The organism is Chitinophaga varians, assembly GCF_014529945.1.
GTDB lineage: Bacteria > Bacteroidota > Bacteroidia > Chitinophagales > Chitinophagaceae > Chitinophaga > Chitinophaga varians.
On record NZ_JACVFB010000007.1, the window covers coordinates 539,293 to 553,128 of the forward strand.

Sequence of the window (13,836 nt, forward strand, 5' to 3'; positions counted from 1 at the left end):
ATTATTGTTTTGGAATTGTTTCAATGTATGCTGCCAGCGTGGCAATAGTAGGATACCGGAACAGCGCCCTGATCGGCAGGTCAATACCTGCTTTTTGATGGATATCTGACACCAGGATAGGCATCAGCAGGGAATGTACCCCCAACTCAAACATGTTGGCATTAACGCTGATCGTTGCAGGGTCCAGCTGTAGGGTATCCGCATATATTTCCACCAGCACAGACTCCACAGGACCGAATGCTGCTTTATAATCACTTCCCGCTTTGATTTCAGGGTCCGGCAGCGCTCTGGTGTCCAGTTTACCGTTGGATGTCAGCGGAAATTCCTGCAACAGTACATAATGGGAAGGCACCATATAATCCGGTACGCTCGTTGACAGGAATTGTTTCAACGAGGAAGCGTCCACTGTACCTTCCGGGATCACATAAGCAACAAGGTATTTATTCGGGTCATTTCCTTTCAGCACGACAACGGCTTCTTTCACCAGCGGATGTTTGCCCAGGCCGGCTTCGATCTCACCCGGCTCTACACGGAATCCACGCAATTTGATCTGGTTGTCGATCCGCTGTATGTATTCAATTTCTCCGGTGTCCGTTATGCGGGCTAAATCTCCGGAGCGATAGATCCTGCTGCCTGGCTGATAGGGATCATCCAGAAAACGTTTATCCGTTAACGTAGGATTTCCAAGATAGCATAGTGCCACGCCTTCTCCACCAACATATATCTCTCCGGCTACTCCTTTCGGTACCATCTTCCGGTGTTCGTCAAGAACATATACAGACAGTGTGGGCAGCGGTTTACCGACATTGCTGATGTTATGTTCAATTTCTTCATGACCTATTTCCTTATAGGTGGCATGTACTGTGATCTCCGTGATACCGTACATGTTAATCAGCCGTACATCGGGGTATTGTGCATACCATGGTTTCAGTTTCACCGGGTTTAGTTTCTCACCTGCAAAGATCACATACCTGAGATGCAGCCGGGCGCCCTGTCCGGAAACCGCCTGGGGCATCAGGCTGTAGAATGCACTGGGTGTTTGATTCAGCACTGTTACCTTTTCGTTTTGCAGCAACGTGTAAAATTGTTTCGGGTCCCGGGCTATCATCTTAGGGATGATCACCAGTCTGCCTCCTGATAACAGGGAGCCGAAGATCTCCCATACGCTCACATCAAAACAATGACTGTGGAACATTGGCCAAACATCATCCGGGCCAAAATCAAACTGAAACGCGTCATTAAACAGCAAACGGACCACATTCCGGTGTGTGATCATAACGCCTTTGGGCGTCCCGGTGGAACCGGAAGTGTATATCACATAACAAAGGTCTGCCGGTTGGTTTACACACACCAGTTCCGACTCCCCGCTATTACTCAGCCATGCGTCCCCTATCTGTAATACAGGCACATCAAAGGAGAGACGGTCGGGCAACGGCGCTCCGGCCAGCACCAGCTTCGCCTTGCTGTCCCGGGCCAGGAACATAATACGTTCTTCCGGATAGTCAACATCTATGGGAAGATAGGCCGCCCCTGACCTTAAAATACCGAAGATGGCTATGATCAGGTCAACAGACCTGTCCATCAGCAATCCTACCACATCTCCCCTTTTAACGCCGTTCTTACGCAACATCAAAGCCACCTTAGCAGATTTTTCCGACAGCTCACCATAGGTGACGTTTTCCGGTCCCATCGTCACCGCGATACTCCGGGGAGCGCGGCGCACCTGGATGTCAAACAAATCTGCAATGGTCATATCAGCCGGGAAAGAAACGTTACGTTTATCAAGTTCCCGCAGTAACCCGGCACGCTCTTCCGCTGACAACAATTCAAATGTGGCCACCCCATTGTCCGGGTTTTCCTGTAAGGCCTCCATGAGCGCCGTCCAATGCGCCGTCAGCAACGCCATGTCACTATCTCTGAAGCGGCGGCGATTGAAAGTCAGCATACCACCTATGCCCTGTCCCTCCCGTTGCAGGACTACCTGTATGTCCCATTCACTGCTTCCTTTATTGACCATCGCGGCGCTTGTCACGATGCCGTCTATTTCAGGCAATGTCAGTGCAACGGGGTTATAATCGAAAACGATCCTGAAAGGCAGTACTACGTCGCCGTTGTTTTCTCTCCCGAGTATTTCCATGATTTCATGGAACGGTATATGCCGGTATTGAAGGGCCTCCTGGTAAATAGCATTCAACTGATGGCAATAGTTACGGAAGCTCATGTCGGGCCTTACCACACTATGAAGCGCCAGGACATTGGATATCGGTCCTACGGCGGACTTCAGCCACTCGTGATCTCTGTTATTTTCCGCTGTGCCGATAACAACGTTTTCCTGTCGGGAGTAACGGGAAAGCACGATATTGAACGCAGCCATCAGTACCACCTTTTCCGGCACTTCCGTTGCAGCAGCAAAATCGGCTATTTTTATAGCCAATGGCGCTGGTATCTGCACATCAACCACCGCGGATTCATACACTCCATCGGCACCGGAGGGCTGCGTAATATCCAGCTCCAGCGGCGGGGTATTACCGGGCAACGCCTTTCTCCAATAGGCAATGCACTTGTTGTGCAGTTGCTTTTGTATTTTTTTGCGCCAGGAAAGATATCCTCCCCACACAGGTGCGTCCTTCTTTTCTCTTTGTACCGCAGCGCCCTGCTGATAGGTCAGCAATATCTCCTGCAAGAGGTAGTTGACCGCATAGCGATCAGCTACTGCCGGGTGAAAAACGAGTACTAACTTATGCCTGTTGGGAGGAAACACCAGCAGCATCCCACGCACCACAGTCGAGGGAGCATCAAAGGCAGTATTCACCAGAGAAGCGATACAAGTCTCCCAATCGGCCGTACCTTTCACCGAGACTTTTGTCTCAAGGGAAAATTTGTTTGCCAGCAGCTCATGCTGCTGCAATACCATCGCCACACTCTTCTCCAGCAGGGTAACATCCACTTGTCCGTCCAGTTCCACAATAAGCGGCATGTTCTCCTTCGGGCCGGCGGGAGGCAGAATGTGTTTATCAGTGATGTCCGCGGGCAATACCTCCAGGCTTTGGAGACTGTCACCGATCTGTTGTTTCCAGTAGGTTTCCTGAAGGTCCACCCGCTCATCCGGTGTAGTAATGAGTCGGTCGAGCACCATGTCAAAAATCCGGACATATTCATTAAAAAGCGCCGTAGTGATATAGGGGGATGCGTATTCATGCATACAGTATATGCGCTCTTTATCGACATTAAAACTGATGTCGAGGAAAGTATATCCCCGCAGAAAAGTATCAAAATCGATACGGTTTTCTTCCGGTGCTGATAACTTCTCCAGTCTCATCTCATCATTGATGTGCCAGTTAACGAAATTAAACAGGGTACTGAAGAACGGGTTATTCTCAATAGTTGACGCGTTGGCCGCCTGTTTTATATCCGAGAGCGAGAGATGTTCATAGGCTTTCAGTTTAAAGATTTTCGCATCGATCATTTGCAGATATTCCGCCCAGGTGATATCTCCGGGGATATCAACCCTGAAAGGAATGGTGTTGAGGAAACATCCCAGTAATTTGTCCCCGTCTTTTTTCAGTGGCCGGGTGAAAGTCACCAATCCCGCCAGCACATCAGACTCTCCTGACAGCACGCTCAATGCATAAACGTAAGCAGAGAACAGGATATGTTTGATAGTCGTTTTTTGTTCATTGGCCACGCGTTCCAGATCGGTACGCAACTGCCGCGGATAAGTGTACCGGTAGGAGTGGAATGACCGGGGACCGCTTTCGCGGTTCAATGTCAGCGGCCGAAAATCTCTCAGTTCATTTTTCCAGAAGGCGATGGTATGGGCATCTGATTTATAGAAAAGCTGTGCCGCGATATGGTCTCTGAAAGAAGCTTCCAGCGAAGGTAGCTCTACCCGGTCATTGCGCAGGCAGTCCCCGTAAACGTTATTCAATTCGGTGATGAAAGAGGCGAGGCTCCATCCGTCGAATATCGCATGATGACATTCAAACAGTATTTCGTGATATCCGGGTCTCAGTTTATACACGCTGATCTTCCATAATGGTGGCCTGGTAAAGTCGAAATGTGTCAATCTGTTTTTCTCCAGATCGGCAAACAACCGCTGTTGTTGTGCGGTTTTTTCCAACAGACTGATATCGTAAAACGGAATATCGTAGCTAATGGTTTTGTGTATTACATGGGCGAAGGTATGCAGATCGAAGCCTGTACGGAGTATCTCATGGCGTTTTAGCAGGATATCGATGGCCTCCCGCAGTTTATCGGGATGGAATTCCTCGTAATAAACCGGTTGCAGATGCTGTTCATAGTTGAGAATATCTTCCGGGCGGGCCAGCTGGATAAAACACATCGCTTTTTCGATATCGCTCATGGGATATACCTTTTCGATGGTGTCATTGGGATACTTCTCCAGGTAGGCGCGTTGGAACTCGTCCAGTTGCAGGTAGATAGCCTCTTGTTCACCGGGTGTCTGCCGGCTGTCGGATTGTTCAATGAAAGCCGCCAGTTCACCGATGGTGGGATTCGCATATAGGTCTGCAATGGAGATCGTCCGCTGCAGCTCGTTGTTCATCCGGCCTACCAGTCTCAATGCGAGGATGGAGTCTCCTCCCATACGGAAGAAGTTATCAGCAGTACCTATTCTTTCTTTGCCCAGAATGTTTTCCCATTGGGATGCAAGGTCTTTCTCGATATCTGACACGGGGGCCACATAAGGTGTATTGTTGGCAATTTCTATAGCCAACAGTTCTTTGCGGTCTGTCTTCCCGCTAACGTTTACGGGGATAAACGGAACTTTAACGAAGTAACCGGGCACCATATAGGGCGGCATAGCTGTCTGCAGGAATTTGCGCAATGCGTCCTCTGAAAATCCGTCGGGCACTACCAGGTAGGCCACCAGTTTCACGGTGGCATGTAACTGTTTGGTCAGTACCACCGCGTCTTTTACCATGCCGGAAGATTTGATCACCTGTTCCACTTCTCCGGGTTCTATCCGGTGGCCATTGATTTTCACCTGATCATCGGCCCTTCCCAGAAAGACAATATTGCCATCCGGCTGCCAGCAGGCGATATCACCGGTTTTGTACAGGACCTCGCTGGCGTTCAGCGGGCTGTTCACAAAACGTTCTTTCGTCAGCTCTTCGCGGTTCACATATCCAGGCGACAGGTTTTCTCCTCCGATGTACAATTCACCGGGAATACCGACAGGCTGTAGCGCTCCTTCCCTGCTGAATATCAGCAAACTGGTATTATCTATCGGCTTACCGATCGGGATTTTATGATAAGGCAGCATGCGGTCCACTTCATGAAATGCCACATCAATAGTCGCCTCCGTTGGCCCATACAGGTTATGAAGGGAAGCGTCCGGGAAGTACCGGAAAAACTGTCTTGCATGGTCTGTCTTGAGCTCTTCCCCGCTGGCAAAAAGATGCCTGATTGTTGTCAGTGAATGTTTGCTTCTGTTTTCCAGCAGATAATAGAGAAATTCATTGAGCATCGCTGGCACAAAATGCATCACGGTGATGCCCTCCTGCTCTACCGTACGTGCGATGCCTGCCGGGTCTTTTTCTATGCCTGGCATGGCCAATACCAACCGGGACCCGTTGAAGCACCACAGGAACAGCTCCCACACAGACACATCAAATACCAGTGGTGTCTTCTGCAGGATGATATCCTGCGCGCCTATATTATATTCCCGCTGCATCCAGTTCAGGCGGTTTACCAGCGACCGGTGTTTGATCATCACGCCTTTTGGCGTACCGGTTGATCCGGAAGTGTACAAAATGTACGCGATGCCTTCCGGCGTGGCCAGTGATGCTTTTAGGGCAGTTCCTTCCATTTCCGCTACTGCCACACAGCGGATATCATGCTTCAATTCTTCGCGGTTGGCCGTATGCGTGATAAGCATCGCAGCCTGGCTGTTTTTCAGGACATAGCGGATTCTTTCCACCGGGTAGTCCGCTGTCATCGGCAAATAGACGCAACCTGCTTTCAGGATCCCCCATATGGCCGCCATCAGTTCAGGAGAGCGCTCCAGACTAACGCCGATCACAGTACCCGGCGCCATGTGCTGTTCCGCCAGGAAACCGGCTATGCGGGAAGACCAATCATCCAACCCGCGATAGGAAAGCTGCTGTCCGTTGAACTTTATGGCCGGACTGTCGGGCGATTTTTCCAACTGCCGGTGGAAGAAGTCCATTACGGTCATATCAGCAGGAAATTCCCGGCGGGTATCATTGAACCGGCCAAGGACCTGTTCTTTTTCCGCCGCCGTGATCAGGTTGACGGAAGATAACGGCTGTTCACGACGACCGACAACAGCCTCCAAAAAGCCGAAGAACAGTTGAGCGATCCGGGTAATATATGCTGCGCTATAGCTATCTGCGTTGTATTTGATAGTGAGGTCCAGTGCTTCACCGGCGCTGAAAACAAACAGCAGGTCTGCCGGCAGGCTGAAATCCGTTTCTTTTTGCAGCGTTGTGAGCAGCATTCCCGTTACCGGTATATCATTTCTGGAATCAGTGACTGTTTCCAGTATCTTGTCAATGGGGTAGTTCCCATATTTCATATCCTGGAGGATATGGTCTTTCATTTCAGGCAAGAGCGCGGCGAAGCTTTTACCAGCCGTATCCTTCACCCGCACCAGCGTAAGATTGTCGGTACCGGGTACAGTAGGGCCTTCCTGATACAATGGCGTAAAGATGCCGGTATCCGGAAGGGAGGAACATTTCTGTGTGAACGCGCCCAATGCTGTCAGCAGCACTATATGCAGGGGTTTGCCCTGTGGCGCGATCGCCGCGACATCCTTCCACAATGCAGCAGGTGCCTGCTGTGTGATCGTATTTTCATTTCTGACATCAAAAGCAGTGTGTGTATCTATGTCCCTGTTAAAGTAGCTATTAAAGCCAAAACCAGCCAGGCGGTTTTTCCAGTACTCCCTGGACGCTATATCCATGTTGGCATTCAATGCCGTTAAATTGATCTTTGACTGTATAGACATATGTTCCGGTTTATTTTAGAGGTTGAATACAATGCTGTCTTCATCGAATCCGGCAGGCGTTTCCGCCGCTATGATATAGCTGCCGATGGTGTTTTCAGGGTGCCCTGCGATCTTTTCCGCCAGCTGGCAGAACTGCTGCCCCAGGAAATGCGCATCATCGCTGGTGAAGTAGCGGCCCGCATATTCAAGCCGAAATTGAAACGCATCCGGGCCATCATCCCAGAAAAGGGTGATTGGATATTTAGCGGCAGGATTTTCAAAACTGTAACGGGCAAAAAGTTCTTCCTTGTCAACAGCGGCGGCGCCATCTAACTGCAACGACACAAACATGGTGAGGAAGAGGTCTTCCAGACGGGTATTTCTGCCATTGTTTAGTTCCGGGAGAATATCAGACAGGTCGTAAGCCTGATGGGTGGTCGCATCCATCAGGAAACGGTGCAGTTGCCGATGAAAATCAACGAAACGTGTTGTCGGGCGGGGCATACAGCGGATAGGCAATGTTTTGGCGAACATGCCTGCTACACCTGCCATTTCATCCTGCATACGTCCGGACGTGTTGGTCCCCACCACCAGGTCGTCCTGGCCGGTAAGCTGTAAAAGAAATACGGCATACGTCGCAAATAATACGGAGAAGGTGGTAGCATTCTGCGCAGCCGCCAAATCGATCAGCCGCTCCCTCACGGTGCCATTCATTACAAAAAGCACATTATTGCCTTTGTCTTCCTCCTGGTCATCCGTCGTTACCGTAACCGGCAGCTTCAGCACTGGCAACTCCCCTTCAAAACTTTTCAGCCAAAACTCGCGGTGCGCGCTGTATCGCGGGGAAAGGCGGAACCCGTGCTCCCATTCTGCATAATCCTTATACTGCCATTCGGCATCCGCCAGTTTTCTTTGATGATAAATTGCGATGAAGTCGGACATGAGGACTGACTGTGAAATGCCATCGCAAATAATATGATGCAGATCTATGGCCAGTACTTTCTCCTGTTCGCCGGTAATCACTGCACCACGCAGGAGTGGCGCCTCCGACAGGTCAAAGGGACGAATAAATGCAGCAATGGCAGTAGCTACCGGCTGGCCGCAGGTATCGATGTGTTCTATCTCCACCTTCACGTCTTCCGCAATTATCTGGCGTATAGCTCCGTCAACATAACGAAATGCCGTCCGAAGGTTCTCATGTCTTTTCACCAGTTCGTTCAGCGTATAGGCGATACGGTTAACATCTACCTCTCCTTTTAACCTGAAACACATAGGCAGGTTAAAAGCGGTGCTGTTGCGGCGGACCTCATAGAGATAATACAGCCGCTCCTGGGACGCAGATAAATAGTAGGCCGGCTTAAGGGGTGCTTTGCTGATCCGCAGGGAGCTGTCGGGATTTAACCGCACCATCAATGCGGCCTGCCTGCGAATGGTCATATTGTTAAACAAGTCGTTCAGCGTCATTCTGACGTTAAACAACTTATTCAGCTTACCAATCAGCCGCATCATACTGATAGAGCTGCCTCCCACGGCATTAAAAGCCTCTTCAACAGATATCGGCTTATCGCCTAATATCTCTTTCCAGATCGATAAGATCTTTTCTTCTGTTTCATTTTCCGGCTTTACAACATCACTGCGGCCGGCATCTTCCAGTAATGCTTTCGTATTTACCTTCCCGTTAGACAACAACGGGAAAGTAGGTACTTCAATAATTTGAGCGGGCAGCATGTATACCGGCAGATGTTGCTGCAGGTGCCGGAGAATTTCCTTGTCGGCCGCGGCTTGTGCAGGAGCTTCCGCTGACCGTATCACAAAAGCCACGAGCCTGCCTTCAGCGCCGCTTTCCTGGTCATGTAGTAATATCACGTTTTTGGCCCAGCCGGACTGCAGCACGGCCGCTTCTATTTCACCCAGCTCCACCCGGATGCCGCGAAGTTTTACCAAACCGTCTTCTCTTCCAATAAGGTCAATATTACCGTCAGGCAGCTTTCGGGCCAGATCTCCCGTTTTGAACGCGATAGTGCCGTCCTGCAGCCTGATAAATTTTGCTGCGTTGAGTTCCGGCGCGTTTAAATAGCCTTTTGAGATATATGGTGAACTGATATACAACTCTCCCGGCAACAACGCCGGACAAACGGTCTGTTGTTTGTCCAGTATCAACAACTTTGTGTCTGAAATAGGCCCCCCGATGGGAATCCTCACCTGTGTCACATCTTCCGGCCGTATGCGGTAAAATGCCCGTATCATGGTAGTTTCCGTAAGGCCATACAGGTTTACCAACTGAATGCGGGAGGTGAATATTTTATACCACGGCTCCAATTCTGCCGGAATAAGCCGCTCTCCGGACATCAGTATATAACGAAGCGTTTTCAATTTTTCCGCCGACAGGCCGCCACTGCCCAGCACCCGAAAAACACTGGGTACACAGTGGACCACATTGATCTCGCATGATTCCAGCCATTCCAGCAATCGTTCGGGTATCAGCAATTCCTGTGGCGCTTCCGGAATACAGATCGTGCCTCCGGCAAACAGCGGCACAAAAACGTCCCGCAGAAATGCATCGAAATAAGGACTAATCAGCTGGCTGAATTTTGTATACGCTTCTATGTTAAACTCCTGTATTTCCCAACGAATGAACTGCAACAGACTGACGTTTTTCCCGATGATGCCTTTGGGCTGGCCGGTAGAGCCGGAAGTATAATACACGTACACGCTGTCATCTTCCTCACATACAGGATAAACCAGTTGTTCTACTGCCGTATTAGTGACATCAGCCATGATATCTTCCCAGTAGTATACAGGACAGGATGCAGGCAGAGAAAAGTTGCGGCCAGCGATAACAGCTACCGGCGCGAGGTCTTCCATCATCACGGCATATCGCTTCTCAGGCTGGGAAGTATCCATGGGCACAAATACCGCCCTCGCGTTCAGAATGCCGATCATCGCAGCTATTACCGCCGCTCTGTCGTCCAGCATTACACAGATCCTGGCTCCGGGCGCAATTCCTTTACTCAACAGGAAAAAGGCAATCCTGTCAGCAACACGATGCAGTTCTCTGTACGATTGCTTTTTCCCGCCACAACTGATGGCAACTTTATCAGCATGCTCCAGGAGCGCCTGCTGCAATTCTCTTTGAAAGGTCATAATGAAATGCTGGGTTTAACCGGTGATGTAATAAATAAGGGTTTGCTGTAGCTATCAGGAAAAAAACTGTTCGTGGAATATGCCGAAGGTGATTACGGTAATGAGAAGATCGCTTTCATAGGGCGCGTTGATCATAAATCCATCCTGTTTGTACTGTTGTTTGAGCCTTTCTATCTGATCGGGATCAAAAAAACCCTGCTTTTTGATCAGATCGTAAGAAAGGATATCATTGATGTAGGGGATGTTCTTTTGCAACAGATAAGGGCTGCCCGGTGCGATGAAGTGGAACTTCTCCCTTTCATACACTGACCTGGGAACAAACCTGCTGGCCAGTTTTCTCAGCACATATTTCTCTGTGAACTCATTCAGTTTCAGATCGGCCGGGATGCGGGTAGAGAACTCCACTAAATCTTTGTCCAGAAAGGGATATCTCACTTCAACCGCATTGGCCAATGCCATCCTGTCGCCATGATCGGCCACCAGATGGTCTACCAGTCTCAATTTATAATCTATATAGGCCCTTTTGTTGAGCATATTGAGGTTACGTACTCTGGCCGTATTGATAACGGGGTGAAGGAGGCAATTCACCTCATCGAAAGAAGCACTGACATCGTTGGCATACAACTTCTTTTTCAACACATCAAACTCTGTGAAGTTTCTTTCATAAAAGAAATGTGGATCTCCCCATATCCTGCTCCTGATTTCTTCTTCCTGTGGATGTATGCCGTTAGCACCCTGGCTAAGCGCCCTTATCTTATCGAACCGGTAACCTACATAACCGGCAAAGAACTCATCCGCCCCTTCTCCGGAAAGGATCACCTTGATCCCTTTACTGCGTACACTTTCAGAAAGTGAAAGTGACGCGGTGTTATAGGTTTCCTTAATAGGGCATTCACTATGATAAATAGCCTTTCTCAGCCGTTCGGTGATATCGTTATAGAAGAAAGTTTTCTGATTAAGGCTCAGATTACTCTCTTTGGCAATCTGTCGTTGGTAAACAGATTCAGAATACTGAGATTCGATGAAGTCAATGGAAAAAGCCTCTTTTCTGGCACCGGGCACCAGTTGGTTCACCTTCATAGCGATCATGGAAGAATCCAGTCCGCCACTCAGATAAAGTCCCATCGGAACATCGGATCGTAGCCGGAAATGGATGGAGGCTTCAAAAAGTTCTTCGAGCCGATTGATATAATACTCTTCAGAAGACGGATCGGGCACGTTATCTCCTTCAGGGTAAATCAGGTCCCAGTACTCTTCTTTTATCAGCCTCCCTCCTTTATTCATAAGCAGAAAGTGTCCGTTTTCAAGGCTATGTATCCCTTTAAACAAGGTCCTTGGGCTTACCAGCCCGGCAAAGGTGAATACCTGGTCCAATCCCACCCTGTCAATTTCACGGGTTACTGCCGGGTGTTCCAGAATGGCTTTAATCTCTGATCCGAAAATAAAGTTATCCTGACTAACCGTATAATAAAATGGTACAATGCCCATCTGGTCCCGGGCACAGAACAGCTGTCCTTTATTCCTGTCGTACAACGCAAATGCAAACTGACCATTTAGTTTGTTCAGAAAAGCTGTTCCTTCTTCTTCATACAGATGGATGATCACCTCTACATCGGACCGGGTCCTGAAAGTGTGGCCTTTCTTTTTCAGTTCCTGCCGTAGTTCAATATAGTTGAAAATTTCTCCGTTGCAGATCAGTACGATGCTTTCATCTTCATTACTGATAGGCTGCATTCCACCACTCAGATCTATGATGCTCAATCGGCTGAAACCTAAAGCCACATTGTCCACCAGCTTTTCCTCCTGTGCATCGGGGCCCCTGTGGGTAAGTTTCCGGTTCATTTTTCCAACAATGGTGCGATCCCCTTCCGTTAATGGACGAACAAGGGACATATAGCCGCAAATTCCGCACATGTAGTTTTTTTTATGATGATAAAATGATGACGATATTTTATTCCGGAACGATCGTACTGAGCTTCATCGCCGGATTATCCAGGACAGCAGTTAATATGTTCCGATAGTATTGCACCATTAGGGCAATGGTCTGTTCTTCATACAAAGCCTTACTGAAGATAAAATACAACTGCATGCTATCTTCCTTCTCCGCCGCTTCTACTTTAAACTCGTACTGAGTAGACGCTTTAAGCCGTTGTTGCAAAGGCACCATATTGAGCACATCATAACGGTGATGGCTATCCTGATAGTTGGCAAAAGAGAAGTGCACCCGGAAAAGCTTTTCAGGCAAACGATCCTGCTGTAACAGCATGGGAAGTATTTCCTCCATATGAACATCCTGATGGTCAAACACCTCCAGCAAACCGCTTTTTACGTCCTGTAACACGTTACTAAAAGTAGCGTCCTTCCCGATCTGTATTCTCAATGGCAGGAGGTTCACAAATGTGCCCACCACTTCTTTTAATGCTGTATGGGTCCTTCCCACCACGTCAGTACACACGATAATATCTGTTTGTCCTGTAATCTTCGCCAGCAACACATCAAAAACAGACAACAGCAACATAAAATCGGACACCTGGTTATCAGTCGTGTATTTTTTTAATTGGTGGTACTGTTCACCTGTTATCTCCAGCAGCATATGAGAAGCCGTATACCGGTCGGCCACCACACCACTGTTGATGACGGGTAGTTCCAGCACCGGCAGTTCACCGGCAAGTTTTTGGGTCCAGAATTGTCGTTGTTGCTCCAGCTGCCTATTATCGAGTTTCCACATTACATAATCAACATAACGGAGGCCCGTAGATGGCAGCGACCTACCGATATATATCTGCCTGAATTCATTGGTCAGTACATTCAGCGCGATTCCATCACAAACGATATGATGAATATCGATAAAGAGTATGTTTCCATACAATCCGCATCGTATCAATGGAGCTGCAGACAGGTCGAATGGTTTAAGGAAGGCATCGAAAGCTTCCTGCCGGGATGTATACTGATCTGCATCCAATAATGTCAATCGGAAAGGAACGTGCTGATGAATATATTGTATCACGCCTTCCTCCGACAGATCGAAGCTTGCACGCAGCATATCATGGCGGTCTATGAGTACCTGAAAACTGTGCTCTAACTTATCGCGGTCTACTTCTCCCATGATTTCCACAGCGGTCACCACATTATAGGCAGTGGTATTTTCATTGGCCCATTGTTCATAAAACAGTTTTTGCTGTGCCGGAGAAACACGATAGTATTCCTGCTGTGGCGCACGTGGGATATCCTGTAATGACGATATGTTAGGGTTTCCTGTCAACAGGGCCTGCTCTTCTATAGTTGTATGAGAGAAAATATCCCTAAGCCGGAGTGAGGTGCCCAACACCCGTTGTATCCCATCAATTAACTGAACAGCTTTGAGCGAATGCCCGCCCAGGTCAAAGAAATTCTGGTCGATGCTGATCTTGTCTTTATCAATATGCAGCACGTCAGACCAGATACCGGCCAACCTTTGTTCCGTTTCACTCGTCGCTGGCCGGAAATATCCTCCGGACGGCAATTCCGGCGCAGGCAGCTGCTTGCGGTCCACCTTGCCGCTCAGCAACAAGGGGAAAGCTGTCAGGTGGATGTAATAGGAAGGATGCATATATTCCGGCAGGCGCCCCGACAAATGTTGCTTTAACTGTGTTGCGGTGATCTCTTCCGTTGAGATGTAGTAAGCTGCCAGATAAGCGCCACGATCATCTTCCCGCAGGCATACCACCGCTTCCCGTATCTCT

4 protein-coding genes are annotated in these 13,836 nt (G+C 48.9%); all 4 read right to left on the reverse strand.

The window, feature by feature from the left end; translation table 11 throughout:
• Position 1: 1 nt before the first annotated feature.
• Positions 2-6,991, reverse strand: a complete 6,990-nt coding sequence (locus tag ICL55_RS30900) for a non-ribosomal peptide synthetase (protein ID WP_188105043.1) — start codon at positions 6,989-6,991, stop codon at positions 2-4.
• A 15-nt stretch (positions 6,992-7,006) separates the two neighbouring features.
• Complete coding sequence (locus tag ICL55_RS30905; RefSeq protein ID WP_188105045.1) at positions 7,007-10,114, reverse strand: non-ribosomal peptide synthetase; 3,108 nt, start codon at positions 10,112-10,114, stop codon at positions 7,007-7,009.
• Between the two features lie 54 nt (positions 10,115-10,168).
• Positions 10,169-12,028 (reverse strand): asparagine synthase (glutamine-hydrolyzing), encoded by a 1,860-nt coding sequence (gene asnB / locus ICL55_RS30910; protein WP_188105047.1) that lies wholly within the window; start codon positions 12,026-12,028, stop codon positions 10,169-10,171.
• A gap of 37 nt (positions 12,029-12,065) precedes the next feature.
• On the reverse strand, positions 12,066-13,836 hold a 1,771-nt coding region (locus tag ICL55_RS30915; protein WP_223151647.1), incomplete at its 5' end, for a condensation domain-containing protein.

Excerpts from the sequence above, each read along its gene's own strand:
- ICL55_RS30900 (WP_188105043.1), bottom strand. The coding sequence starts at position 6,991 with ATGTCTATACAGTCAAAGATCAATTTAACGGCATTGAATGCCAACATG.
- ICL55_RS30905 (WP_188105045.1), bottom strand. The coding sequence starts at position 10,114 with ATGACCTTTCAAAGAGAATTGCAGCAGGCGCTCCTGGAGCATGCTGAT.
- asnB (WP_188105047.1), bottom strand. The coding sequence starts at position 12,028 with ATGTGCGGAATTTGCGGCTATATGTCCCTTGTTCGTCCATTAACGGAA.